At 69.1% G+C, this 23,796-nt stretch carries 24 protein-coding genes and 1 pseudogene; 12 read left to right on the top strand and 13 right to left on the bottom strand.

Annotated features, from left to right (window positions below; genetic code table 11):
* Positions 1 to 32: 32 nt before the first annotated feature.
* Positions 33 to 1,388, bottom strand: a complete 1,356-nt coding sequence (locus tag JJL56_RS20700; RefSeq protein ID WP_200486124.1) for a globin-coupled sensor protein — start codon at positions 1,386 to 1,388, stop codon at positions 33 to 35.
* Between the two features lie 285 nt (positions 1,389 to 1,673).
* On the opposite strand from JJL56_RS20700, the gene JJL56_RS20705 reads away from it, so the two are divergent.
* From JJL56_RS20705 to JJL56_RS20740, 8 genes are all read left to right on the top strand, one after another.
* Entirely contained in the window at positions 1,674 to 2,957 is a 1,284-nt protein-coding gene (locus JJL56_RS20705; protein WP_200486125.1) for a 3-deoxy-D-manno-octulosonic acid transferase, read from the top strand.
* Entirely contained in the window at positions 2,954 to 3,964 is a 1,011-nt protein-coding gene (gene lpxK, locus JJL56_RS20710; RefSeq protein WP_200486126.1) for a tetraacyldisaccharide 4'-kinase, read from the top strand. Before JJL56_RS20705 ends, lpxK begins: the two co-directional genes overlap by 4 nt.
* A complete protein-coding gene (locus JJL56_RS20715) occupies positions 3,957 to 4,865 on the top strand; it encodes a lipid A biosynthesis lauroyl acyltransferase (protein ID WP_145626826.1) in 909 nt (302 codons plus the stop codon). Before lpxK ends, JJL56_RS20715 begins: the two co-directional genes overlap by 8 nt.
* Positions 4,866 to 4,878: 13 nt before the next feature.
* A complete protein-coding gene (locus tag JJL56_RS20720; RefSeq protein WP_145626825.1) occupies positions 4,879 to 5,550 on the top strand; it encodes a LysE family translocator in 672 nt (223 codons plus the stop codon).
* A 129-nt stretch (positions 5,551 to 5,679) separates the two neighbouring features.
* Entirely contained in the window at positions 5,680 to 6,072 is a 393-nt protein-coding gene (locus tag JJL56_RS20725; RefSeq protein ID WP_109067800.1) for an NADH:ubiquinone oxidoreductase subunit NDUFA12, read from the top strand.
* A 30-nt stretch (positions 6,073 to 6,102) separates the two neighbouring features.
* Entirely contained in the window at positions 6,103 to 6,588 is a 486-nt protein-coding gene (gene mlaD, locus JJL56_RS20730; RefSeq protein ID WP_114859011.1) for an outer membrane lipid asymmetry maintenance protein MlaD, read from the top strand.
* A 170-nt stretch (positions 6,589 to 6,758) separates the two neighbouring features.
* Entirely contained in the window at positions 6,759 to 7,025 is a 267-nt protein-coding gene (locus JJL56_RS20735) for a hypothetical protein (protein ID WP_145626823.1), read from the top strand.
* Positions 7,026 to 7,144: 119 nt separating this feature from the next.
* Positions 7,145 to 7,600, top strand: coding sequence for a DUF2155 domain-containing protein (locus JJL56_RS20740; RefSeq protein ID WP_247889513.1), 456 nt, complete (start codon positions 7,145 to 7,147; stop codon positions 7,598 to 7,600).
* A gap of 21 nt (positions 7,601 to 7,621) precedes the next feature.
* On the opposite strand, the gene aat is transcribed toward JJL56_RS20740, so the two are convergent.
* On the bottom strand, positions 7,622 to 8,263 hold the full coding sequence (aat, locus tag JJL56_RS20745) for a leucyl/phenylalanyl-tRNA--protein transferase (protein WP_200486127.1): 642 nt from the start codon (positions 8,261 to 8,263) through the stop codon (positions 7,622 to 7,624).
* 125 nt (positions 8,264 to 8,388) lie between these two features.
* On the opposite strand from aat, the gene JJL56_RS20750 reads away from it, so the two are divergent.
* A complete protein-coding gene (locus JJL56_RS20750) occupies positions 8,389 to 9,042 on the top strand; it encodes a ribonuclease T2 family protein (protein ID WP_200486128.1) in 654 nt (217 codons plus the stop codon).
* 275 nt (positions 9,043 to 9,317) lie between these two features.
* Here JJL56_RS20750 and accC read toward each other — a convergent pair whose 3' ends face one another.
* The 5 genes from accC to JJL56_RS20775 all read right to left on the bottom strand — a co-directional run bounded on the left by accC (position 9,318) and on the right by JJL56_RS20775 (position 13,954).
* Positions 9,318 to 10,661 carry an acetyl-CoA carboxylase biotin carboxylase subunit gene (gene accC, locus JJL56_RS20755; protein WP_145674416.1) on the bottom strand — a complete coding sequence of 448 codons (1,344 nt, stop codon included), beginning with the start codon at positions 10,659 to 10,661 and terminating at the stop codon, positions 9,318 to 9,320.
* A 20-nt stretch (positions 10,662 to 10,681) separates the two neighbouring features.
* Positions 10,682 to 11,131 carry an acetyl-CoA carboxylase biotin carboxyl carrier protein gene (accB, locus tag JJL56_RS20760; RefSeq protein ID WP_200486129.1) on the bottom strand — a complete coding sequence of 150 codons (450 nt, stop codon included), beginning with the start codon at positions 11,129 to 11,131 and terminating at the stop codon, positions 10,682 to 10,684.
* A 23-nt stretch (positions 11,132 to 11,154) separates the two neighbouring features.
* A complete protein-coding gene (aroQ, locus tag JJL56_RS20765; RefSeq protein ID WP_014241158.1) occupies positions 11,155 to 11,604 on the bottom strand; it encodes a type II 3-dehydroquinate dehydratase in 450 nt (149 codons plus the stop codon).
* 125 nt (positions 11,605 to 11,729) lie between these two features.
* On the bottom strand, positions 11,730 to 12,494 hold the full coding sequence (locus JJL56_RS20770; protein WP_345772615.1) for a substrate-binding periplasmic protein: 765 nt from the start codon (positions 12,492 to 12,494) through the stop codon (positions 11,730 to 11,732).
* A complete protein-coding gene (locus tag JJL56_RS20775) occupies positions 12,491 to 13,954 on the bottom strand; it encodes a dynamin family protein (RefSeq protein ID WP_145626815.1) in 1,464 nt (487 codons plus the stop codon). Before JJL56_RS20775 ends, JJL56_RS20770 begins: the two co-directional genes overlap by 4 nt.
* Before the next feature lie 224 nt (positions 13,955 to 14,178).
* On the opposite strand from JJL56_RS20775, the gene JJL56_RS20780 reads away from it, so the two are divergent.
* Entirely contained in the window at positions 14,179 to 14,724 is a 546-nt protein-coding gene (locus JJL56_RS20780) for a hypothetical protein (RefSeq protein ID WP_200486130.1), read from the top strand.
* Between the two features lie 194 nt (positions 14,725 to 14,918).
* On the opposite strand, the gene JJL56_RS20785 is transcribed toward JJL56_RS20780, so the two are convergent.
* Entirely contained in the window at positions 14,919 to 15,275 is a 357-nt protein-coding gene (locus JJL56_RS20785) for a hypothetical protein (protein ID WP_145626811.1), read from the bottom strand.
* Positions 15,276 to 15,366: 91 nt separating this feature from the next.
* Positions 15,367 to 17,802, bottom strand: coding sequence for a methyl-accepting chemotaxis protein (locus tag JJL56_RS20790; RefSeq protein WP_200486131.1), 2,436 nt, complete (start codon positions 17,800 to 17,802; stop codon positions 15,367 to 15,369).
* A gap of 490 nt (positions 17,803 to 18,292) precedes the next feature.
* Here JJL56_RS20790 and JJL56_RS20795 point away from each other — a divergent pair.
* A pseudogene (locus JJL56_RS20795) lies at positions 18,293 to 18,556 on the top strand (helix-turn-helix domain-containing protein); the annotation flags it as partial.
* A gap of 550 nt (positions 18,557 to 19,106) precedes the next feature.
* On the opposite strand, the gene JJL56_RS20800 reads toward JJL56_RS20795, so the two are convergent.
* Together JJL56_RS20800 and mepK are read right to left on the bottom strand one after the other, a co-directional pair.
* Entirely contained in the window at positions 19,107 to 20,282 is a 1,176-nt protein-coding gene (locus tag JJL56_RS20800) for a baeRF3 domain-containing protein (protein WP_145626807.1), read from the bottom strand.
* A gap of 172 nt (positions 20,283 to 20,454) precedes the next feature.
* A complete protein-coding gene (gene mepK, locus JJL56_RS20805; protein ID WP_200486132.1) occupies positions 20,455 to 21,051 on the bottom strand; it encodes a peptidoglycan L,D-endopeptidase MepK in 597 nt (198 codons plus the stop codon).
* 358 nt (positions 21,052 to 21,409) lie between these two features.
* On the opposite strand from mepK, the gene JJL56_RS20810 reads away from it, so the two are divergent.
* On the top strand, positions 21,410 to 22,642 hold the full coding sequence (locus JJL56_RS20810) for a L,D-transpeptidase family protein (protein WP_200486133.1): 1,233 nt from the start codon (positions 21,410 to 21,412) through the stop codon (positions 22,640 to 22,642).
* 56 nt (positions 22,643 to 22,698) lie between these two features.
* Here the strand turns inward: JJL56_RS20810 and JJL56_RS20815 are convergent, their stop codons facing one another.
* Together JJL56_RS20815 and JJL56_RS20820 are read right to left on the bottom strand one after the other, a co-directional pair.
* Positions 22,699 to 23,283: an HPF/RaiA family ribosome-associated protein gene (locus JJL56_RS20815; protein WP_186452973.1), complete on the bottom strand. Its 585-nt coding sequence runs from the start codon at positions 23,281 to 23,283 to the stop codon at positions 22,699 to 22,701.
* 52 nt (positions 23,284 to 23,335) lie between these two features.
* Entirely contained in the window at positions 23,336 to 23,629 is a 294-nt protein-coding gene (locus JJL56_RS20820; RefSeq protein WP_145626801.1) for a DUF2934 domain-containing protein, read from the bottom strand.
* Positions 23,630 to 23,796: the final 167 nt, after the last annotated feature.

Below are 23,796 nucleotides of genomic sequence, written 5' to 3' on the forward strand. Positions count from 1 at the left end.
GCCGGCGCGCTGCAGGCCCGTCCCCCCTGCGATCACGCGGCGCGGATGCGCTGCATGAACAGGTCCACGCTCTCACGCAGGCGGTCGGACTCGCGGTGCAGGTTGCCGGCGCTCCCCAACACCTCCTCGGCAAGGCTGCCGGTCTCCGACGCCCCCCTGGTCACCGCCCCGATGGTGTCGGTCACGCTGCGGGTTCCGCGGGCGGCCTCCTGGACGTTGCGGACGATCTCCTGGGTGGCGCTGGTCTGCTGCTCCACCGCCGCGGCGACCGTGATGACGATGTCGTTGATGCTGCCGATGGTGGCGCCGATGCCGTTCAGCGCCTCGGCGGAGCCGCGCGCCACCTCCTGGATGCCGGTGATCTGGGCGGAGATGTCCTCGGTCGCCTTGGCCGTCTGGTTGGCGAGATTCTTGACCTCCTGCGCCACCACGGCGAAGCCTTTGCCGGCCTCGCCGGCGCGGGCCGCCTCGATCGTGGCGTTCAGCGCCAGCAGGTTGGTCTGACCGGCGATGCTGTTGATGAGCTGAAGCACCGCGCCGATCTTCTGCGCGGCGTCGACCAGCCCGTTCACCGTGGCGTTGGTCCGCTCCGCCTCGGCCACCGCGCCGCGGGCGATCTGCGAGGACTGGGCGACCTGCCGGCTGATTTCGCCGATGGAGCTGGTGAGTTGCTCGGACGCGGCGGCGACCGTCTGCACGTTGGCGGACGCCTGCTCGGCGGCGACGGCGACGGCGAGCGACTGGCGGTTGGCGGCGGCGGCGATCTGCGCCATGCGCTGGGCGTTGCCCTTCATCTCGTCCGACGCGGCCACCGTGTTGTCGGCGATGCCGCGGACGCTGCTTTCCAGGCTGTCGGCGAGTTGGTTCAGAATGGCGCGCTTGCTTTCCTGCTCGGCCGCCGCGTAGGTCTCCAGCAGCACCTCGAGGTCGAGCCAGGTGACGCGGCCCAGCGTGTCGCGCAGAGCCGCCCGCTCCGCCGCCTTTCGCGATCCGAACAGCGACCGGCGCCCCTCCGCCGCGTCCAGACCCAGTTCGCGGACGATGCCGCTGGACACCGTGTGATGGCAGATGGCGACCGCGTAGCCCGGCACGCCGTGGTCGTAGAAGGCCTTGGCCAGCCGATGGGCGGACTCCAGGAAGCCCGGACCGAGATCGCCCGAGACCACACGGGTCCAGTGGGACACGCGCGCGGCGTGCACGTCCGGCAAGGTGAGGGCGTCGCGGATTTCCGGCCACGCCGCGAAAGCGCCGTGCCATTGCTCCAGCAGAACGGGCAGGCGGTGCTGCGCGAAATCCCGGTTGGCGCGCAGACGCGCGATGTCCGCTTCGGTGATGTTGAAGGCCCGGAGCCGGTTTTCCTGGCCGCCACGTTCCTGTACGCCCGCCATGATATTATCACCCTGAAATGTTGAAGGCCGGCGCATTGCCCGCCTTCTTCGAAGCTGCCAACGTTTCTACGTCATCAGGATAGCAGCGGATTGCTTCAAAATTATCATAATGGGTCTCAAATTCGTCATACCCTGGTATGCGCGCCGCACCCATACGGCCATCAGCCTTCCGCTGAGTGTTAGCGCAAAGCCTTACCTCTGCCACCGCCCTCCGTGCTAACGTGGAGGGGACCGCGGCCGGGAAACCGGGCCGCGTTGGTTTTGTCGGATGGCGTTTCGACCCGCATGCTTCAATCACTTTACCGCGGCCTGACGACCCTCGCCGGGCCGGCGGTTCGTCTGTATCTCGAGCGGCGGCTGGCCGCCGGCAAGGAGGACTCCGCCCGCCGGGGGGAACGGTTCGGCACGGCCGCGCGCCCGCGCCCGCCCGGACGGCTCGCCTGGATTCACGCGGCCAGCGTCGGGGAGGCCAACTCCGTCCTCGTCCTCATCGACCGGCTGCTCGACGAGACGCCGGACCTGACGGTCCTGATGACCACTGGCACGGTCACCTCGGCGGAATTGATGGCCCGCCGCCTGCCGGAGCGCGCCTTTCATCAGTATGTGCCGGTGGATTTGCCCGCCGCGGTGGACCGCTTCCTCGACCATTGGCGACCCGATCTGGTGCTGTGGACGGAATCGGAGATCTGGCCCAACCTGCTGGCCGCGGTGCGGGCGCGGGGCATTCCGGCGGCCCTGGTCAACGCGCGCATGTCGGAACGCTCCTTCTCCCGCTGGCGCTGCGCGTCGGGCCTGATCACGCCGCTGCTTTCCACCTTCCAGGTCACGCTGGCCCAGTCGGACGGCGACGCCGACCGTCTGCGCCGGCTGGGCGCGCGTGGCGTCGTCAGCGTCGGCAACCTGAAATTCTCCGCCGAGCCGCCGCCCGCCGACCCCACGGCGCTGGAAACGCTGCGCGCGGCCTGTGCCGGGCGCCCCGTCTGGCTGCTCGCCAGCACCCACCCCGGCGAGGACGAACTGGCCGCCGCCGTGCACGAGGCACTGGCCCCGCGCCTGCCCGGCCTGCTGACCATGCTGCTTCCCCGCCACGCCCATCGCGGCCCCGACATTGCGGAGCTTTTGCGCGGACGCGGCCTGACGGTCTCGCGCCGCGGCGAGGGCACGCTGCCCGCCGCCACCGATGCCGTGCACATCGCCGACACGATGGGCGAGGTCGGGCTCTTTTACCGGTTGGCGCCGGTGGTGTGCATGGGTGGGTCCTTCGTGCCGCACGGCGGCCAGAACCCGGTGGAGCCGGCCCTGCTCGGCTGCGCGGTCCTCTACGGCCCGCACATGTGGAACTTCGCGGAGATCACCCGCCAGCTCGAAGCCGCCGGGGGCGCCCTGCCGGTGGCCGGAGCGGAGGCGCTGCCCGACGCGGTCGGCCGCCTGCTGACCGACGCATCCGCCCGCGCCTGCGTCGCCGCCGGGGCGACCGCGGTGACCGAGGGCAACCGGCGGATCGTGGACCGCGCGCTGGCGGCGCTTTCCCCCGTCCTGGGCGTGGGCAGCGTCCGGCCCGCGGCATGAGGACTCCCGGCTTCTGGTACGGGTCCGGCGGGTTCGCCGGGGCGGCCCTGGGCTGGGTGCTCGCCCCGCTGGGCGCGCTCTACGGGCTGGCCGGGCAACTGCGCATGGCGTCGGGGAATCCGGAACGGGCCGCCGTCCCGGTCCTCTGCGTCGGCAATCTGGTGGCGGGCGGGGCCGGCAAGACGCCGATCTGCATCGCCCTGGCCGAGTCCCTGCGCGCCCGCGGCGTCGCCCCCGCCTTCCTCACCCGCGGCCATGGCGGACGGGAGCGCGGCCCGCTGGCCGTCGACCTCGGCACCCACGACTCCGCCGCGGTGGGCGACGAGGCGCTGCTGCTGGCCGCCCATGGTCCCTGCTGGGTGGCGCGCGACCGCGCCGCCGGGGCGCGGGCGGCGGTCGCCGCAGGTGCCTCCGTCCTGGTGATGGACGACGGCTTCCAGAATCCCGGCCTCGCCAAGGATCTGTCGCTGATCGTGGTGGACGGGGCGGTGGGCTTCGGCAACGGCCATCTCGTCCCGGCCGGCCCGCTGCGCGAGCCGGTGACCCGAGGGCTGGCCCGCGCCGGGGCCGTCGTGGTGCTGGGCGAGGACCGCGCCGGGGTGGAGCGCCGCCTGGCCGGCGCCCTGCCCGTCCTGCACGCCCGGCTGGAACCGGCCGAGGACGCCCGCGCCCTGGCCGGTCGGACGGTCCTGGCCTTCGCCGGAATCGGGCGGCCCGAGAAGTTCTTTGCCACGCTGGAGGCGCTGGGCGCCCGCGTGGTCGAGCGCGTCGCCTTCGCCGACCATCACCCCTACCGCCCCGAAGAGGTGATGGCGCTGGTCGACCGCGCCGACGCGCTGGGCGCCCTGCCGGTCACCACCGTGAAGGACGCCGTCCGCCTGCCGGACCCTCTGCGCGCCCTGGTCCGGGCGGTGCCGGTGCGCGCCGTCTGGCGGGAGCCCGCCGCCCTCGACCGCCTGCTCACCCCCCTCCTGACCGCGCTTCCGACTGGAGTTCCCCATGGCTAAGCCGCGCGGCCCCCTGGTGTCCTGGCTGACCCGCCGGGTCGGCTACCCGCTGGAGGCCGTCCTCGTCCACGGCTTTTGCGGCCTGTTCCGCGCCCTGCCGCTCGACCGCGCCTCGGCGCTCGGCGGCTGGATCGGACGGACCGTCGGCCCGCGCCTTCGCGGCACCCGCACCGCCCGCCGCAACCTGGAGCGCGCCTTCCCGGAAAAATCCCGCGCGGAGATCGACGCGATCGTCCTTGGCATGTGGGACAATCTGGGCCGTGTCATCGCCGAGTATCCGCATCTCGACGCCATCGGCGAGTACGGCCCCGGCGGCCGGACCGAGGTGATCGGGAGCGAGCACATCGACGCCCTGCGCGACGACGGGCGGGCCGGCATCCTGGTGTCCGGCCATTTCGCCAACTGGGAGGTGAAGCCCGTCTGCTCCCGCAAGATGGGAATGGAACTGGCGGTGGTCTACCGCGCGCCCAACAACCCCTATGTCGGCCGGCTGCTGACCGAGTTGCGGGGGGCCGCCGGCGGCACGCACATTCCGAAGGGGCCGGAGGGTGCGCGCACGCTTCTGCGCACCCTGACCAAGGGCGGGCATGTCGGCATGCTGATCGACCAGAAGATGAACGACGGCATGCCGGTCCCCTTCTTCGGGCGCGACGCCATGACCGCCCCGGCGGCGGCGCAGCTCGCCCTGCGGCTGGGCATCCCGCTGGTGCCGGCGCGGACGGAACGGCTGGACGGCGCGCGCTTCCGCATCACCGTCCTGCCGCCGGTGGAACCGCCGAACACCGGTGACCGCAACGCTGATGTGCGCATTTTGATGGAGCGCCTGAACGGTCTGTTGGAGCAATGGATTCGCGAGCGCCCGGCCGAATGGCTCTGGCTGCACCGGCGCTGGCCCGACTGACGGAGAAAGTCCCATGTCCCTGCCGCTCGACCCGCACCTGCTTCAGCTCTACCTCGTCGCGGCGCTGGTCCTGACGCTGGCGCCGGGACCGGATTCCCTGCTCGTCCTGTCGCGCAGCGTGATGGACGGGCGCAACGCCGGGGTGGTCGCCACCGCCGGCATCACGCTGGGCAACCTGATCCACGCGCTGCTCGCCGCCGCCGGCATCTCGGCGCTGGTCGCCGCCTCGCCGACCCTGTTCGACGTGCTGCGCTACGCCGGCGGCGCCTATCTGGGCTGGATCGGAGGGCGGGCGCTGTGGAGCGCCCTGCGGAGCGGCTTCGGCCGCGGCGGCCGCGCGGAGGAAGCCACGGCCAAGCCCGAGTCGGCCCCGGCGCACCGCGTCTTCCTCCAGGCGTTGCTGACCAACCTGCTGAATCCGAAGGTCATCCTGTTCTATCTCGCCTTCGTGCCGCAATTCGTCGCACCGGCGCTCGGCCACGTCGCGCTGCAGATCTTCCTGCTGGGCGCGATCCTCGGCGGGATCGGCGGCCTCTACCTGCTGGGGGTCGCGGCCCTCAGCGCCGGTGCCGCGCGGCGCGCGCTGTCCAGCGCGCGGGTGCGCGCGGTTCTGGACGGCGTCGCCGGGGTGCTGTTCCTGGGTTTCGCGCTGCGCCTGCTGCTGTCCGACCGGCGCATCGCCTGAGGGCAAATCCGTCAGGCGGGAAAAGACGTTGCAGAGTCTGTGGACGAGCGTGGCCGGGGGTGTCATAGTGCCGCCCGCGTTTAACCGGCCAGCCCGTCCGGCCGAATGGCTTACCGACCGCGAGCGACGATGAGCGAGAAGATCTCCCTGATCACCTGGATGGCGAACATCCACATCCGGTTTGTCACCTGGCGCCGGGGCAACAAGGTCGGCACCGACCGCTTCGGCAATACCTATTACCGCTGCCCGAGCAAGATCGCCGGCGTCAAGGAACGCCGCTGGGTGATCTATGCCGGGGAACCGGATGCCTCCAAGGTGCCGCCGGAATGGCATTCCTGGCTCCACCACACCACCAAGGAGCCGCTGCCGGAAGGCAACAGCGCCTTCCACAAGCCGTGGCAGAAGGAGCATCTGCCGAACCTGTCCGGCTCGCTCCAGGCCTACCGGCCGCCCGGGCATCAGTATGCGGGCGGGCAGCGCGTGCGCGCCACCGGCGATTACGAACCCTGGACTCCGGGCTGAGACGCCCGCGCGGTCCCTTAGGAATTTCTCATGCGCCGCAATGTGATTGAAACCGTGCTCGGCGGGGTCGTCCTCGCCGTGGCCGGCTTTTTTCTGGCTTTCGCCTACACCAGCGCCGATTTGCGCAAGGTGAGCGGCTACGCCCTCACCGCCAATTTCACCAGCATCTCCGGCCTGCAGAGCGGGGCGGACGTGCGGATCAGCGGCGTGAAGGTGGGATCGGTCACCGAACTGACGCTCGACCCGAAGAGCTATCAGGCGGTCGTGCACATGTCGATCCACCCGGACATCAAGCTGCCCAAGGACACCGCGGCGGTCATCGCCTCGGAAAGCCTGCTGGGCGGCAAGTTCCTGTCGCTGGAGCCTGGCGGCGAAGAGGACATGCTCAAGCCGGACGGCCGCGTCGAATACACGCAGAGCACCCCCGGCATCGAGCAGCTTCTGGGTCAGGTCATCTTCTCGCTGCAGAACATGAGCAAACCGGGCCAGGAGGGCGGCGAACCGCCCAAGCTGTAAGCGAAGCGCACAAGACACGACGAACGAAGGGGCCTCACGGCCCCTTTTTTCGTTTGGGTCACCCACTTTTCCCCACCCCCCTTCGGAACAGCCGCGGCCACGCTGCCGTTTCCTCTCCCAGACCCATCACGGCACACATCACGCCAGACCCATCACAGAGGAGATCAGCGATGAAAGCCCGTTTCCTGGTTCTCGGCCTCGCCCTGCTCGCCGCCGCCTGCGGCGTCAACACCGAGGAGAAGGCCGCCAGCGGCGCGCTGGGCGGGGCTGCGGCGGGCGCCGTGATCGGCGGCCCGGTCGGCGCGGTGGTCGGCGGTGCCGCGGGGGCCGGGGCCGGCACTGCCACCCAGAAGGTCGAGGAGAAGAACGGCACCAGTGGCCCGTCCACCAACGCCCCCTATGGCGGCAGCCGCCCCAGCGGCAGCATCACCCAGTAAAGCGGGTCCAGTAAAGCCGGCCCAACAAAGCCGGCACGGAGTAGACGGGGCGCCGCTTCCGGGATAGAAGGCTGTCGGGTTCCGGCCCACGCCGTTCGACATCACGGAAGCGATCCCCAGTGACGACGATCCCAGTGACGACTCCGAAAAGCCTCATCGGCCCGATCGTTGGCAAACGCGCTCGCGGCGCGGCCCTGGCGGCCGCGCTGCTCTGCCTTCCTGCCGTGAGCCTGACCAGCCCGGCCGCCGCCGCTCCGGTGCCGGAGGATATGGTCAGCCGCCCCGCCGCCAAGCTGCAGGGGCTGGACAAGATCACCGCCCGCACCTCGACCTTCACCATCGCGGTCGGCGAGACCAGGGCGCTCGGCAGCCTGCGCATCACCTTGCGCGCCTGCAAGGAGAACCCGCCGATCGAGACGCCGGAAACCGCCGCCTTCCTCGAAGTGATCGAGAACAAGCCCGGCGAGCAGGCCGAACCGGTGTTCAGCGGCTGGATGTTCGCCTCCAGCCCCGCCCTGTCGGCGATGGAGCACCCGATCTACGATGTCTGGGTTCTGTCCTGCGAGGGCGACTGAGGCGAAGCGAGAGCGACGCCCTCAGCCCTCCGCGCCGAACAACCCCGTGATGGCCGTCTCCTGGTCGACGCCGCAGAAGTCCGTCGGCACAGCCAGGGCGGCCGCCAGCCGGCGGCGGTACTCGGCGCGCGGGATCTCCATAGCGCCGAACTGGCTCAGATGCTCCGTCACGAATTGCGCGTCCAGCAGCGTGTAACTCGCCGCCCGCAGTCGGGCGACCAGATGCACCAGCGCCACCTTGCTGGCGTCGGTGACGCGGCTGAACATGCTTTCCCCGAAGAAGGCGCCGCCCAGCGCGACGCCGTAGAGGCCGCCGACGAGTTGGCCGCCGCTCCAGCATTCCACGCTGTGGGCGCAGCCACGCTCGTGCAATTCGGTGTAGAGCCGCAGGATGTCGCCGTTGATCCAGGTCTTCGGGCGGTCCGGCGTCGGTTCGGCGCAGGCCTCGATCACCGCGCGGAAGGCCGTGTCGAAGCGCAACTCGAACGGGCCGCGCCGCACCGTCTTGCGCAGCTTGCGCGGGACGTGGAAGCCCTCCAGCGGCAAGACGCCGCGCCGCTCCGGATCGAACCAGTACAGCTCCTCGGAGTCGGCGTTCTCCGCCATCGGGAAAATGCCGGCGGCGTAGGCGCGCAGAAGCAGCGATGCGGACAGCTCGATCATCGCGGACACTATAGCCGTTTGCCCCCTCACCCCCGCAACGTTATCTCAGCGCACCACTTCCGCGCGACAGGTGGTTCCCACCATGGTATGCAACGGAAAGAGGTGTTCATCGCAGGAGTTCCAACATGAAGACGGTTCTGTCAGCCATCATCGTATCGGTGGTTGCGTTTCTCTCGATGACCGGCGCGTCATGGGCGCAGCGCAAGGCGGAGCCCGGCACTTTCGATTACTATGTGCTCAGCCTGTCCTGGTCGCCCACCCACTGCGCCAAGAATCAGGGCGACGCCGATCCCGACCAGTGCGGGGTGGAGCGCAAGTTCGGCTTCATCGTCCACGGCCTGTGGCCGCAATACAGCAACGGCGGCTATCCGGCCACCTGCACCCGCGACCGCACGGTCCCCCGCGCCGTGGTGGACGCCACCATGCCGGTGATGCCCAGCGTCGGGCTGATCGTGCATCAATGGACGAAGCACGGCACCTGCAGCGGCCTGCCCGTCACCGACTATTTCGCGCAGGTCCGCAAGGCCTTCGCCAAGGTGAAGATCCCCGAGGCGCTGCAGGCCCCGAAGTCCGATCTGTCAATCCCGGCGACCCAGGTGGAACGCCTGTTCGTCCAGGCCAATCCGGGGCTGGAACCGGAGTCGGTGGCGCTGATCTGCGCCAAGCGCGACGTGGCCGAGGTGCGGCTGTGCCTGAACAAGGACCTGTCCTTCATGCCCTGCGGCGCCAAGGTGGTGGACCGCTGCCGCCGCGACGCGCTGCTGACCGCGGCGCCGTGACGGTGGGGTGCGGGATTCTCGGGGGACAACAGGGTTTTCACGGATTGCGCGGATTTTGACACGGATTTCGCGGATTTTCTCTATTCGCGCCTAGCGCGGGCCTGTTCGATCAGCGAGGGCTGAGCAAGCCCAAAGAAATCCGTGTCATCCGTGCTCAAATCCGCGCAATCCGTGAAGACTTGGTTGCCCGCAAGAATCCCGCGCTCACACGAACGAAAAGAGCCCGTCCTCCCCATCGGGAAGAAGGGCTCTTTTTCATTCAGCCAAACAAACGATTACTTCTTCATGCCCATCAGCTGCTCGAGCCAGTGAATGTCGTAGTTGCCGTCGATGAAGGCCTGCTGCGCGATGATGCGCTGGTGCAGGGGCAGCGTGGTGTCGACGCCGCCGATCACATATTCCTCGATGGTCCGGCGCAGCCGCATCAGGCACTCGTTGCGGGTGGTGCCGTGGACGACCAGCTTGGCGATCAGGCTGTCGTAATGCGGCGGGATGCGGTAGCCGTCGTAGAGCGCCGAGTCGACACGCACGCCCAGGCCGCCCGGCGCGTGGTAGCCGTCGATCTTCCCCGGCGACGGGATGAAGGTCTCCGGATGCTCCGCGTTCACACGGCACTCGATCGAATGGCCCTGGAACCGGATGTCCGCCTGGCCGTAGCCGAGCGGGGCGCCGGTCGCCACGCGGATCTGCTCGCGCACCAGATCGATGCCGGTGATCATCTCGGTGATCGTGTGCTCGACCTGCAGGCGGGTGTTCATCTCGATGAAGTAGAACTGCCCGTCCTCGAACAGGAACTCCATGGTGCCGACGCCGCGGTAGCCGATGGCCGCCGCCGTCCTGGCCGCCAGATCGCCGATGAAGGCGCGCTGCTCGGCGTTCAGAGCCGGCGACGGGGCTTCCTCGATGACCTTCTGGTGACGGCGCTGCACGGAGCAGTCGCGCTCGCCGAAATGCACGCAGTTGCCGTGCTCGTCGCCGAGAAGCTGGATCTCGATGTGCCGGGGCTTGCCGAGATACTTCTCGATGTAGACCTCGTCGTTGCCGAAGGCGGCGCGCGCCTCGCCACGGGCGAGCTGGTAGGCTTCCTTGAGCTGGTCGGGGTTGCGGGCGACCTTCATGCCCTTGCCGCCGCCGCCCGCCGCCGCCTTGATGAGGATCGGATAGCCGGTCTCGCGGCCGATCTTCTCCGCCTCCTCCAGCGTCGGCACCGGGCCGTCGGAGCCGGGAACCACCGGCAGCCCCTGCTCCATCACCGTCTTCTTCGCGGTGACCTTGTCGCCCATGATGCGGATGTGCTCCGCGGTCGGGCCGATGAAGGTGAAGCCGTGCTCCTCCACCATCTCCGCGAACTGGGCGTTCTCCGACAGGAAGCCGATGCCGGGATGGATCGCGTCCGCCCCGGTGATCGACGCCGCCGACAGGATCGCCGGAATGTTCAGGTAGCTTTCGCGGGCCGACGCGGGGCCGATGCACACGCTCTCGTCCGCGAGGCGGACGTGCATGGCATCGGCATCGGCGGTGGAATGCACCGCCACGGTCTGGATGCCCATTTCGCGGCAGGCGCGGTGGATGCGCAGAGCAATCTCACCGCGGTTCGCGATCAGGACCTTCTCGAACATCGCCAAGGGATGATCCCCGCTCACTCGATGATCATAAGGACTTCGCCGAACTCCACCGGCTGGCTGTCGGAGATCAGGATCTCGACGACCGTGCCGCCCCGCGGGGCCTTGATGGGGTTCATGACCTTCATCGCCTCGATGATGAGGACGGTCTGGCCGGCCTTCACCGTGTCGCCGACGCGCACGAAGGGCGTGCCGCCCGGTTCCGCCGCGGCGTAGGCCGTGCCGACCATCGGCGAGGTGACCGCGCCCGGATGGCTGGCGGGCTTGCCCGCGGGGGCGGCGGCCGGGGCCGTGACGAGGGCGGGAGCGGCGACCGGAGCGTGCACGGCCACCGCCTGGGCGGCCGTCGGGCGGGTGACGCGAATCCGCTTCTCGCCCTCGGCAAACTCGATCTCGCTCAAGCCCGTCTCACGCAGGAGATCCGCGAGCTTGCGGACCAGATCGCCGTCGATGTCGAAGCTTGCCATGGTGTTCGTTTTTCCCGTGTTCCTTAGTCGCGCTCGAGGATATTCGCCATGGCGTCCAGCGCCAGCAGATACCCGTGAGGGCCGAAGCCGCAGATCATCCCCTTGGCCACCGCGGAAATGTGCGAATGGTGGCGGATGGCCTCACGCTTGTAGATGTTGGAGAGATGCACCTCGACGATCGGCAGCTCGGACAGGATCAGCGCGTCCATGATGGCGACGGAGGTGTGGCTGTAGGCGCCGGCGTTGATGACGATGCCGTCATGCTCCGTCCGCGCCTGCTGAATCCAGGAAACGAGTTCGCCCTCGTGGTTCGACTGCCGGAAATCGATGGCCAGCCCGAGCTGTTCGGCGCGTTCCTGGCACGCGCCTTCCAGGTCGTCAAGCGTCATGGAGCCATAAATGTGCGGTTCGCGCACGCCCAGCATGTTCAGGTTCGGTCCGTTCAGGACCAGAACGGAAGCGTCGATGGCCACGGGCCACGCCCCTTTTCCAAGATCGAGTCCGCGCGTTTATAGCACTTTGCGTCGCGCTGGCAATGCCGCATGGCGCAAACGTTACGCCCATTCGGCGTGTTCTGCCCCCTTCGACGCCAAACGCCTCACGGCGCGGCGGACAGATGGCGGCGCAGAATCTCCTCGAACGCGCCGCCATCCTTCAATTTCCTCAATCCGGCGTTGAAGGCGACCAGGATCGCCGCCGCCTCCGGCAACGAACGGGAGAGAATCAGGTGGTGCCCGGCGCGGGCGTAGGGCAAGGAGGCGACACGGATCTCGTCCCCGGCCATCGCCTTCGCCACCGCGCTCCGCCCGGTGAATTCGTCGATGACGAAGGCGTCCACACGGCCCGAAGCGACCATCCGAACGCAGGCCGCCAGATCCGCCGGGCTTTCCCGCGGCAGCGCGTAGCTGCCCGGCGCGCAGACCGTGCGGCCGCGGAAATCCTCCGGGGAGCGGAACACCATGCCGCTGTGGGTGGACAGATGGACGAGCTGCCGCACCTCCAGCAGCGGGTCGGAGAACAGCATCTCCATCGCGCGGTCCGGCGTGCGGGCATAGGGAAAGGTGTCGAGGAACCTGCCCGCCAGCACGCCGTCGTAGCCGCGGCGCCAGGGCATGAAGCGCACGCCGTAACGCAACCCGACCTCGTCGAAGGCGCGGCGCACGATCTCGGTCAGCAGGCCGCCCTCCGGCACATCCGCCCCGGTGAAAGGGGCGAAATCGTTGCCGGTGACCAGATCCAGGGCCGAGTCGAGCGGGGCCGCCCGAACGGGTCCGAACGCCGCCAGCAGGAGGAGCAGGGCCAGAAGACACCGCCGCCCCGCCATCGCCCGCCCCACGATGTTCTCCTGCGAACGCCCGCTCACTCCGCCGGGGCGCGGTTGCGCCGCCCGGCGGGGTCGGTGAACAGGTCGTTGATGCGCTGGACATGCTCCGCCACCGCCTCGCGGATGGAGAAGATGCGCTTTTCGGCACCGCTGCTCCAGCCCACCGGCTTCTTGCGGAAGATCGAGCGGAAGAAGCGGGTGTTGCGCAGGAAGCCCTGCTGGAGGTTGAGGTCCACGTCGCCGTAACGCTCCGGCAGGCTGCGGGCGACCCGGCGGGCCATGAAGGAGCGCAGCCAGAAATGGCCGGCGCCGAACAGGCCGGCCAACACCACCAGCGCCACCAGCACCCCGACCGGCAGGCCGCCGGCCCAGGCCGGCTGCGACTGGGTCAGCCAGGTGAGGAAGGCCGACACCGTGTCCCCGCCGGCGAGGCTGGCGATCCCGCCGAACAGCGCGGCCAGCAGGGCCAGCCACACCGCGTCGCCGATCAGCACCAGCTTGCGCCAGCGCTTCATCGCCGCGGCGAGCTGCGGGACGATCTCGCCCTTCAGCTCCTTCACGAGGCTGTCGATCATGCCGACGATGCGGTAGGCGCGGGCGACCTCCACCTCGTTGATGCGCACCTGGAGTTCGGCGAGGTCGGCGTCGCGCCGCGCCTCGTAGCGGGCGCGCACCGCGTCGTCGGCTATGGCGACCGCCGACGTGCTGTCGTAGAGCGCGTAGAAGCGGCCCGACACCAGACCGGCCTGGGCGATGGCGCGCTGCCACGCGCCGAACACCGCCTCCAGATTGTCTTCCTTCGCCGTGGTGTCGATCTGGTTGAGGATGTAGCAGACCTTGCGGGCGTCGGCGCGGTCCACCGTCTTCGCCACCAGATGCTTCAGCGTGTCCTGCATCGCCCCCGGTTCCGGGTGGCGTCCGTCGAAGAAGACCAGCACGAGATCGGACAGCTCGACGATGTGGTCGACCAGCCGCAGCACCGAGCGGCGCTGGTCGTCGGCGTCGAAGCCCGGCGAGTCGATGAAGATCTTGCCGCGCGCCCGGTCGCCGGACAGCGTCTTGAGCTGCAGGTAGTTGTCGATGCGCTTGCCCTCGCCCGCCGCGACCTTCTCGATCTCGTCGGCGATCCGGTAGAAGGGAAAGCGTGGGTCGGCGTTCAGCGCGGTGCCCGGCAGGGCCTCCCGCCGGGTTTCCGGGCCGTGGCAGATCACCGTGAATTTGTCGTCCACCGCCTGGTTGCCGGTGCTCTGCAGCGGCGCGCCGAGATAGCCGTTGAGGAAGGTGGACTTGCCCGCGGAGAAGGTGCCCAGCACCGCGATCATCGGCCACCATGGGATGCGCGTGGTCAGCGACTCGTGCGGCCCCAGCAGGCCCAGCCGGACTAGGACCCGGTCGAAATTGCGGAAGGTCGGGATGACCGGGAGAAGGTTCGGGTTTTCCGCGCGGAGATGCGCGTCCAGGGCGGCGAGGCGCTGCTGGAGGGCTTGCCTGGGGGTCATGGCCGGCCGGGTCCCGTCTGCTGTGAAATGGGTGACGTCTCGTGTCGGGGGCATTCTCTAGCACGAGGCGCCGTTGCGATGGACAGCGAAATCGCCGTGGCCGGAAACGCCGCAACGGCCGCGCGACAGGGCATGGAGCCGACCACGCGATCCGACGAATGCGCCGTCTGTGACCTTCTTCGGTTGCATGGATCGATGTCGGTGGCTGAGACGTTGCTTTCGGCATGGATGCCGAAAACGACACCGACTCCTTGCGCCTGACCGCGGAGGAGCTTGCCTTCCTTCTCAGCGATCCGCAGAGCCGCGCGGACCGGGAGGAACGCAACGCCCGCGCCAACCGGACCCGCACCGAACGGCGCCGCAACGATCCCGCCTATGCGGAGCGGCTGCGCAACGAGGATCGCTTGCGCCAGCGTCGGCACCGCGCCAAGGCGGCCATCGGCCAGCCCGAACGGGAACCGGACCCGCCCGTTCCCCTGCCCGCCCTGTCGGCGGCGGACGCCCTGCGCCGTCTGGAAGCCCATCTGGACGCCGCCGCCACCCCGCAGGCGGCCCAACTGCGCCGCCGTCCGGAAGCCTTGCGGCGCTACGCCGCGGCGTTCGAGCTGTACCGCGCCCTGTCGGACCGGGGGGAGCGCCCGACGCGGGGCGCCCTCGCCGCCGCCTTCGCCGCGAGGCTCGGCCTCGCCCTTACCCCGTCGCAGATCCAGAAGCTGCGTGATCAGGTCGAAGGATTTGCCCGTCCCGGCGGCCCCTGGCACGCCGGCTGACCGGCGGAGCGGCAAGGCCGATACAGCCGGTCACGCAGACAGGCCGATGCGGCCTCTGTTCGGCTCGCGAACGGCTGTTAACTCGTTATTAACCATGAATTAAGGCGCCGTTAAGCCTTTTCGAAGGCTCCGCCGGGCATCGGAAACCACATCGCCGCGCTGCGTGACCGGCTGTATCGGGCTTAGCCACCGCCTTACAGGTCGGTCGGCGCGTTCGGCACCGGGGGTTCGGACTTCGGGGGTTCGGCCGGTGCCGGATTGAGTGGTGCCGGACGGGAACGGTCGAGCCGGCGGATGACAATGTCGCCCTCCGGCGTGACTTCGGGGGGAGCGAACAGCGGCACCTGCCGCACCCACCCCTCCAAAGCCTTCATCAGAAGCTCCACCCCCTGGCGGGCCTGCTCGCCCGGCGTGGAGGGCGCGCCGGGAGGAGGCGGTGCGGCGCCGGGTGGGGGCGGCGTGTCGGCGGCCCCACCCGGCCCAGCCCACAGGGCGCCGGCAAGGACCAGGGGCACCATGAATTTCACGGAGTTGAGGCGGCGCGCGGTCATGGGTTCGTCACTCCCGGTTGGTGTGATGGCCTACCCTGACAAACGTCCGCGCCGCCCTTTCCATCGCACGCCTTTTTTCAGAAAGGGCCGGTCAGAACTCCTTCCAATCGTCCTCGTCGGCGGAAGCGCGCTGGAGGGTCGCCGAGGCCGCCTTGCCCGCCGCCGGACGGGCCGGAGGCGCCGCCTTGCGGGCGGCGGGCTTGGCCGGCGCCGGCTTGGTCGGGGCGATGCTGCGCCGCAGAGCCGGAGCCCCGCCGCCCTGATGACCGGCGGGAGCCGCCATGAAGGCCGCGGCGTCCAGCTTGAAGAAGCTGACCAGCGACCGCAGGTCCGTCGCCTGATTGGCGAGCGACTGCGCGGCCGCGGTGGTTTCCTCGACCAGCGCGGCGTTCTTCTGGGTCATCTCGTCCATCTGCGAGACGGTGGCGTTGATCTCGTCGAGCGCCGCCGCCTGCTCGCTCGACGCCGAGGCCATCTCGGCGATCAGCCCGGCGACCTGCTGGACGCCCGACACGATGCCCTCCAGCGCGTCGCCGGCCTTCTTGACCAGCTCCACCCCGTCCTTCACCTGGCTGTCGCTGTCGAGGATCAGGCCCTTGATCTCCTTGGACGCCTGGGCGGAGCGCTGGGCGAGGTTGCGCACCTCCTGCGCCACCACGGCGAAGCCGCGCCCGGCGTCGCCGGCCCGCGCCGCCTCGACCGCCGCGTTCAGCGCCAGCAGGTTGGTCTGGAAGGCGATCTCGTCGATCACCCCGATAATGTCGGTGATCTTGCGGCTCGACGCCTCGATGCGCTTCATCGCGTCGATCGCCGAGTCCGCCACCGTCCCGCCGGACTCCGCGGCGGTGCGGGCGTCGGCGGCCATGCCGTTGGCGCGCTGGGCGTTGTCGGCGTTGGAGCGTACGGTCGCCCCCAGCTCCTCCATGCTCGCCGCCGTCTCCTCCAGCGACGATGCCTGCTGTTCCGTCCGCTCGGCGAGGTCGCTCGACCCCAGCGAGACCTCGGACGCCGCGCCGGAAATCGCGTCGGTGGCGCGCAGGATCTGGCCGACGATCTCCGACAGCTTGGCGGAGGTGGTGTTGACGTCGGTCTTCAGCGTCTGGAAGGCGCCCTGATAGTCGCGCTCCACCCGCTTGTTGAGGTCGCCCTGGGCGAGCGCGCTGAGCACCGCGCCGAGGTCGGCGATGACCGCCTCCACCGTGTCGGTCAGGCGGTTGATGCCCGCCGACATCGTCCGGTAGAAGCCGTCCTTGCCGGTCAGGTCGAGGCGGCGCGACAGGTCGCCCTTCGACACGCCGTCGATCAGCGCGGCGATCTCCTCGCCGATCGCCGTCTCGCGGGCGCGCTGCGCCTCGTCGGCGCGGCGTTCGGCCTCCAGGCGCTCGCGCTCGGCCTCGTCCATCGCCTTCTTCTGGATGGCGTTGTCCTTGAACACCTGCACCGCCTGGGCCATCCGCCCGATCTCGTCGCGGTTGGCCAGCGCCGGGATGGTCACCGTCAGGTCGCCGTCGGCGAGGTTCGTCATCGTCTCGGTCATCGACACGACCGGCTTCACGATGGACCGCGCCACCGCCCAGGCCAGAAGCAGGCCGAACAGGAAGGCGCCGGCCGCGATCGTCATGTTGGCCGACAGGGTGCGGTCCATGCTGCCGGTGGTGTCGGCCAGCACGGCGTCACGCTCCTTGCCCTCGATCGCGACGGTGCGGTCGGAAAGGTCGGCGAACTCGACGCCGCGGGCGCCCATCACGTCGACCAGCCGGGTGTTTTCCAGCATGACCGTGGCGGTCTCGCGGAACAGGGAGACGTAGCGGTCGGCGAGCTGGTCGGCGGCCTGCGCCGCGGCCCGGCGCGCCGGGTTGCTCAGCCGCTCGGTCGCCCGGCGAATGGCCTCGCCGAAGGCGTCGTCGCGGGCCGACACCTCCGCGATGATCGACTCGTTCGGGCTGGTGAAGAAGCGCGACGCGGCCAGCCGCGCCATCAGGAACTGTTCCTGGGCAAGGGCGGCGTTGGCCGCCGCCTCGTGCTCGCCGTCGGCGATCAGGGCGGAGACGAGTTGCGACACCGTCTCCCGCGCCTTCTCGCCCGCCGGGACGAGCTGCTCGGCGTAGAGGCGGTCGCGGCGCAGGCGAAGCTCCGCCAGCGTGTTGAAGTCGGCCACGTAGCTGGCGAAAATCTGGTTCATCCGCTCCAGCAGGGCGCGACGCTCACCGGTCGTTCCGTCGAGCGCGCCCCGCAGGTCCTTCACGAGGGTCGCCTGGACGGCGCGCACCTGGTCCGCCACCTTCGGGTCGCCGAACGTGTTGAAGGTCAAGGCGAGGCGACGCATCTGGGCGACCTGCGCGTCGATGGCGCTGACCTGGATCGAGTGATTGCTCACCGATGCGTAGGATTCGAAGCCGTCGCGCGCCACCCCGAGCCCCCGCACGCCGATGGCGACGACCACCGCCAGCAGCAGCAGAACCACCAGGAAACCGAAGTAAATGCGGGTTCCGACCTTGAAGCGCCCCGCCAGACTGCTTGTCTGCATCGACCTGATCCTTTGATTGCGATCCGGCGGCGCAGGGGAGCGTCGCCGCCGATCATCGCCGCCTACCGGCCCCGCCGGCCCGATGCTGCCGGCCCGGCGCTGCCCGTGGCGCGAACTCTATCCCATGCGACCTATCCGAATTTGATTATCAAAGTGTTTCCACACCAACCCGCGGACTCAGAATCCCCATAATTCGACATATTCGGTACGTTCGCCGCCGCCATTCCCCCCGTTTGTTTCCCTGCCGCCGCGGGCACCGGCCACGCAACCGGCACGCGCGCTGCCGAAAGAACACCGCAATCAGCGTTTTCAGCATCCCGGTGTGACAAGGGCGCCAGAGACTCCATATGCCATTATGCCTGTCCAAGTCATGGCACCGGCGCAGTAATTTCACAGATTCCGCTTGCCTGTCGGATAGTTCTGTGTGAACAATCCTACCGACATTCTCAAATCCTACATATTTATTCGCAAGCATTGGAGTCCCGGGTCCATGAGCGAACCTGCGGTACGCAAAAGAGGGCGACGCGGATCACCCGAGTCCTGGTCGGTCGACGCTCATGTCGGACAGCGCGTACGCATGCGCCGCACCTTACTGGGCATGAGCCAGGAGAGGCTGGGCGAAGCCATCGGCCTGACCTTTCAACAGGTCCAGAAGTACGAGCGAGGCTCCAACCGTATTTCCGCCGGAACGCTATATCGCCTAGGACAGGTACTTGACGTTCCCGTCAGCTTTTTCTTCGATTGCTACGACGACCCGCAGGCCCCCGCCGCAAAGGCGACCGCAGCGGACAACGCCCGGCTCAGCGACAGCTCGATCAGCCGCCGCGAGGCGCGCATGCTTCGCTTGTGGCGGGCGGCACCGGAGGGGGTGGGCGACGAGCTTCTGTCGCTCCTGAGTTCCCTGTCGCCCCACCTGCATGACACACGGGATGACGAGGGTGGCGGGTCAACGGACATCGTCTCCTCGACCGCCGCGCCAACGAAGGCTTTCCCGCGGGAGGGGATCGTCCTGACGGTCCCGGCAGCGTCGAAGGCCGTCCCCGCGGCGCCAGTCGGCAAGGCGGTTCTGCCAGTCGGAAAGGCGGTTCTGAAGGCCGCCGTCAAGCCCCGTGCCAAGGCCGAGACGGCAACCGGCGGCAAGCGGCGGCGTCACGGTGCCGTCTGGGACCCGGCGGACATTTACCGCGCTGGGAAGGCGCCCACCGGCAAACCCAGCAAGGCGCCCCCCTGACGGTGAAACGACGACGGGGCGGCGCCATCGGACGCCACCCCGCCTAGCGGTGGATTGCAAAAAAAGCCCTGGATCAGAAGCGCAGGATCGCCGCGGTCGAAGCCCCGGACGGCAATTCCTCTTTGGTCACCACATGCACCTCGCCGCCGCGCAGGAGCGTTTCCGTGGCGGCCTCCTCGACGAGGTCGATGGCGCCGTCCGTCTCGTGGTGCAACGGGAAGGCCCGGTGATAGTCCTCCCGGAAGTGGCCCCAGACCTTGCCGTTCTCGGCCACCAGAAGAACCCCGACCCGCCCCTCGCGCGCCGCAACCATCACGTCCTCGGCCCGCGTCGTCGTCCGCTCCGCCGTGTTGCGGTCTCCGTAGAGGGCGTTGAACCGTTCCACCGCCGTCCGCCGGGTCGATTCGAACATCGGCCGGACCACCGCGTACGCGCGGCGGTGCAGGTCTTCGATCTCCAGGGCGTCGGGGTTCGTCACGACCCCCTCCTCCAACACCCCCCGAAGATGCGCGTCCTTGCGGAGATGCCCCTGGATCTCCTCGTCGGCCACCAGAACCAGCGGACCGCTGAACGGTTTCAGGTGATCGCGCACGCGGCCGGCGACCCGCCCGAGATACTCGATGAGATGGGCCTTGCGCAGCCCCTCGGGGTCCTCGCCGAAGTTGTGCGTCTTGACCATCGACACGCCGCCGCGGTCCGTGCGGTCGGCATGGCGGGCCGGCGGGGCGGAATGCAGGTTGTTCTCGTAATTGGTTTCGGCGTGGATTTCCGCGACACCCTGCGGCAGGTCGGCGTCCTCCTCCGCGATGCCGTGGCGGGTCGCACAGAACAGGCGGGTCCGTCCGGCGGTGACGGCCAGGATCATGAAGGCCCCATCGTCCGCCAGCAGCGGCAGCAGCGGCCGCAGCGTGAAGCGGGAGTTGACGGCCACCTCCTCCGGCAACTCGACGGGCACGCGGTGGATGGCCGACACCCCTTTGGCCAGGAAGATGGCCAGACCGCGGTCCATGTGGCGCCAGAACTCGCTCTGCTCCAGCAGGTCGGAGGCCGGCTTGAGGAACGCCTCGGCGTCGGGCCGGCGCAGGCCGTGTTTCTCGCACAGCTGGTCCTGGGCTTTGGCGAGCAGGTTGCGCAGCCGGATCACGTCTTGGCGGATGTCGCGCCCGGCGATGTGGGTGGGCAGGAAGATGGACACCGCCGGGGCGGCATCGACGGTCAGGAGCCGTTCCAGATCGTGTTTGCAGAACATCGCCTTCGTCGCCCTCCGTGTTGCTCGTTCGGGGAATTCCGATAGGAGCAACCGGCACGTCGGGCCATGGTTCCGGGGTGCCTACCGACTGGGCAGGCGCCCGGAACAGGGCGTACGGCAAGTCAGCCTATGACGCCCGCGACGCGGACCTCGGCCCACGACAGGGCGAACGTCACCAGGTGCGGACCGGCCCGGTGTCGATGTGCACGAAGCCGCTGCGCGGATAGTAGCCGACGCCGCCGGCCTCCATGCCGCGGGCCGCGGTGGCGATGGCCTTCAGCTCGACATCCGGCAGCATCACGTCGATGGCCATGCCACGGGTGTGGTAGCTTTCCTTCGCGACCCCGCGCGAGCGGCGGCGGGCCATGGCGTTGGTGCGGCGCGACCGGTAGCCGCAAATGACCCGGAAGGGCTCGTCGCTGTCCAGCGTCTGGTGCAGGCGGGCCAGCACGTCGAACAGGCGCGGGTCGTAGCGGCCGACCTGCTTGGCGCGATGATCGCGCAGCAGCACGTCCAGCTTCTTCAGCGCGTCCGGACGATAGGCGCCATCGGCCCAATAGACGCCGCTGAACTGTTCGTTGGTGTTGATGTTGTGCAGGGACAGGCGGCGGAGGCCGCCGGCCAAGGGGGCCGCAAGGGCCGGTGCGGCGGGCACCAGGGCCGGAACGGCCAAGGCGGTCAGGGTCGCGGCGGCGAAGGTCAGAAACCCACGGCGGCCGGTCTCGCGCCCATTCATCGGCGCGGCACGGTCGTCATTCCCCAAAAGCATCACTCCCTATGCATTTTGGTGATCGGGCCGCACCGTTCCAGCGCCGGACGACCCCCTATGGATTGTTCGGCTAGGACCAAAATATTGCGGTCATAGCGAACGACTATTTCCTATAGGCTAGGGCTTGACCGGGATCAACCCGAAAATGGCCCGATTCCGTCACAAATCGGCCCCGCACCGCGACCGGCACCGGCCCTGCCGAACGGTCGTCCCTTGGCCGGAGGCCGTACGCCGATTTCCCGAGCCTGCGGACGCGCGTCCCCGCCTCGCCGGACGGGGGTTGACGTACTACATTCGATAGCAAGGACGGGGCATCGGACCACCTGCCAGCGGACCACCTGCCAGCCGAGGACGGATCATGCACACACCCCAGACGCTTACCGACCAACGACGCCGCCCGGCGCCGGTCCTGGCCGCGCTGACGCTGGCGCTGTCCGTGATCGCCGGCACGGCCGCCACCCGGACCACCGCCGAGGCGGCCTCCTATCACGACACGCTGACCGGCTGGGCCGACCGGCTGGACGCCGCCGCCACGCTGCTGGAGGCGGAGGCGGAGCGCCCCGTCACCCGCATCGGGTCCGGGCCGCTTCTCAAGAAAGGCAGCAGCGGCGAGCGCGTGGAGCGGTTGACGTTACGTTTGGCCGAGCTGGGCTTCCTCGACCGGGCGCGCCAAGGCGAATTGTTCGATGAGGGGGTGGACACCGCGGTACGAGCCTTCCAGTTCAGCCAGCGCATGAAGGTGGACGGGCTGGTCGGCGGCGGCACGCGGGTGGCGCTGGACCGCAGCCCGCAGGAGGCGGCCGCCCAGATGAGGCGCAGCGCGCTGTCCATGCGCGCCTTCCGCGACACCGCGCCGGACACCGTGATTCTGGTGAACCTGCCCAGCCAGACCACCACGCTGGTCCGCGACGGGGAGGAGGCGCTGACCATGCGCTCCATCGTCGGGCGCCCGTCGCGCGAGACTCCGCTGCTCCAGGACCAGATCACCCACGTGATCGTCAACCCGACCTGGACCGTGCCCCCCACCGTCCTTAGGGAGGACAAGCTTCCCCTGCTGCGGGCCAAGGGCACGCCGGGCATCGCGAACGCGGTGGTCTATCTGGATGGTACCCCGGTGGAGCCGGCGATCGTGGACTGGCGCAACGTCTCGCCGCGCCGCGTGCGGATCGTCCAGCAGCCCGGCGACCACAACGCGCTGGGCCGCTACCGTTTCAACATGACCAACCCCTACAACATTTACCTGCACGGCACCAACGAGCCGCGGCTGTTCGACCGCGAGATCCGCACCGTCAGTTCCGGTTGCGTCCGACTGGAGGACGCGCGCGGCATGGCCGAGGCGCTGCTGGCGACCGAGCATGTTTCCACGGCGCGGCTCAACCGCATGCTGGACCGGCAGGAGCCGCAGTGGGTCAGGTTGACCCAGCCGGTGCCGGTCCGCTTCGTCTACTGGACCGCGACGGTAGACGACCGCGACGCCGTCCGCCTGCATCCCGACATCTACGACCTGAACGAGGACCCCGTCCCCACGGCCGCGCCGGACCCGACCGGCCCAACCTCGGCCGACCCGATGCCCCCGGCCCAGAGGGCCTGAACCCAAGAGAAACCGCTCAAAGAAAAAGCCCCCGCCGATCGGCGGGGGCTTCGTTATCAGGTGGCCCGCAACTCGGTGTCGGACCCGGAGGCGCGCCAGACCTTGGAGGCGGTCGGGCCGGTGTCGCCCGTGGCTTCCACATACTTCACCGGGTCGCCGGCCTTGAGCTGGTCCATATCGACGTTCAGACAGCTGTTCCGGTGGAAATAGAGCTGCGTCCCGGTGTTGGTCGTGATGAAGCCGTGGTCCTCGTTCGGGTTGAGCTGCGACACACGGCCGGGTTGCTCCGGATCATGGACCTTCACGTCGCGGCGCATCTTCTCCTTGTATTCCTTCAGCTGCCGCTCCGCGGCTTCGAAGGCGTCGCGGATCGACGTGCGGGCGTCGGGGTTGGCGTAGCGCTCCTTCGCCTTGTTCGGCTTGCGGCTGACCACGATGTCCTGGCCCGGCACCATCAGCTCGATGTGGACGTCGAAGACGTTGCCGGTCTTGTGCTGGCGGTGCTGGGCTTCCACGGCGACCCGCATGCCGACCAGACGGTCGAACAGCTTTTCCGTCTTCTCCGCCCGTTCGCGGATGTAGGCTTCCAACTCCGGCTGGGAGTCCATGTTGTGGAAGGCGATTTCCAGGTTCGTGTCCATGGGGGTCCTCTTCAAGCACGGCATGAGCAAAGCGGCGTGGCGCGGGCCGCGGTCAGGAGTCGCGGGATCGACCGGGAATGCGGAACTCCTCGCCCTGATCGGCGATGCCCGGCATCTCGCCCTGGTTTTCCATGCTCAGCACGGGTTCGACCGGCTCGGTCCGCTCGGCGGTGTCGTCGGGGCCACGGGCCGGGTTCGGGCGCAAGGTGTCCCGGTAATTGTCCTCGATGGCGATTTCCTCGCGGGCCAACGTCCAATGATCCGCGGCGCGATCCTCCGGACGGCCTTCGCGCTCCCAGATCTGGTGAGCGCGCGCTCTGATCCGGCTTTCCAAATCATCCGCCATCCGGGCTGCCTCCATTCGGTTCTCGTTCCGCGCCCGCCATGCCCTCCCGCGGGATGAGGCGTCAGACCGGGCGCGCTTCCCGTCAACCGCGCCGGAACACCGAAGGTTCCTCGCCAAGGGATAGGCCAAGGGATGGCCGGAGCGGCGACACCGACGGGAGCCGCGCC

It is taken from the genome of Azospirillum aestuarii (assembly GCF_016632405.1).
In the GTDB taxonomy this organism is placed as follows: Bacteria; Pseudomonadota; Alphaproteobacteria; order Azospirillales; family Azospirillaceae; genus Azospirillum; species Azospirillum aestuarii.

Coding starts and splice junctions, on each gene's coding strand:
- JJL56_RS20750 (WP_200486128.1), top strand. CDS start 8,389: ATGAAGACGGTTCTGTCAGCCATCATCGTATCGGTGGTTGCGTTTCTC.
- JJL56_RS20800 (WP_145626807.1), bottom strand. CDS start 20,282: ATGTTCTGCAAACACGATCTGGAACGGCTCCTGACCGTCGATGCCGCC.
- mepK (WP_200486132.1), bottom strand. CDS start 21,051: ATGCTTTTGGGGAATGACGACCGTGCCGCGCCGATGAATGGGCGCGAG.
- lpxK (WP_200486126.1), top strand. CDS start 2,954: ATGAGGACTCCCGGCTTCTGGTACGGGTCCGGCGGGTTCGCCGGGGCG.
- JJL56_RS20810 (WP_200486133.1), top strand. CDS start 21,410: ATGCACACACCCCAGACGCTTACCGACCAACGACGCCGCCCGGCGCCG.
- JJL56_RS20700 (WP_200486124.1), bottom strand. CDS start 1,388: ATGGCGGGCGTACAGGAACGTGGCGGCCAGGAAAACCGGCTCCGGGCC.
- JJL56_RS20705 (WP_200486125.1), top strand. CDS start 1,674: ATGCTTCAATCACTTTACCGCGGCCTGACGACCCTCGCCGGGCCGGCG.
- JJL56_RS20790 (WP_200486131.1), bottom strand. CDS start 17,802: ATGCAGACAAGCAGTCTGGCGGGGCGCTTCAAGGTCGGAACCCGCATT.
- JJL56_RS20735 (WP_145626823.1), top strand. CDS start 6,759: ATGAAAGCCCGTTTCCTGGTTCTCGGCCTCGCCCTGCTCGCCGCCGCC.
- mlaD (WP_114859011.1), top strand. CDS start 6,103: ATGCGCCGCAATGTGATTGAAACCGTGCTCGGCGGGGTCGTCCTCGCC.
- JJL56_RS20780 (WP_200486130.1), top strand. CDS start 14,179: ATGGATGCCGAAAACGACACCGACTCCTTGCGCCTGACCGCGGAGGAG.
- JJL56_RS20725 (WP_109067800.1), top strand. CDS start 5,680: ATGAGCGAGAAGATCTCCCTGATCACCTGGATGGCGAACATCCACATC.
- JJL56_RS20820 (WP_145626801.1), bottom strand. CDS start 23,629: ATGGCGGATGATTTGGAAAGCCGGATCAGAGCGCGCGCTCACCAGATC.
- accB (WP_200486129.1), bottom strand. CDS start 11,131: ATGGCAAGCTTCGACATCGACGGCGATCTGGTCCGCAAGCTCGCGGAT.
- JJL56_RS20720 (WP_145626825.1), top strand. CDS start 4,879: ATGTCCCTGCCGCTCGACCCGCACCTGCTTCAGCTCTACCTCGTCGCG.
- JJL56_RS20715 (WP_145626826.1), top strand. CDS start 3,957: ATGGCTAAGCCGCGCGGCCCCCTGGTGTCCTGGCTGACCCGCCGGGTC.
- JJL56_RS20785 (WP_145626811.1), bottom strand. CDS start 15,275: ATGACCGCGCGCCGCCTCAACTCCGTGAAATTCATGGTGCCCCTGGTC.
- JJL56_RS20775 (WP_145626815.1), bottom strand. CDS start 13,954: ATGACCCCCAGGCAAGCCCTCCAGCAGCGCCTCGCCGCCCTGGACGCG.
- accC (WP_145674416.1), bottom strand. CDS start 10,661: ATGTTCGAGAAGGTCCTGATCGCGAACCGCGGTGAGATTGCTCTGCGC.
- aat (WP_200486127.1), bottom strand. CDS start 8,263: ATGATCGAGCTGTCCGCATCGCTGCTTCTGCGCGCCTACGCCGCCGGC.
- JJL56_RS20815 (WP_186452973.1), bottom strand. CDS start 23,283: ATGGACACGAACCTGGAAATCGCCTTCCACAACATGGACTCCCAGCCG.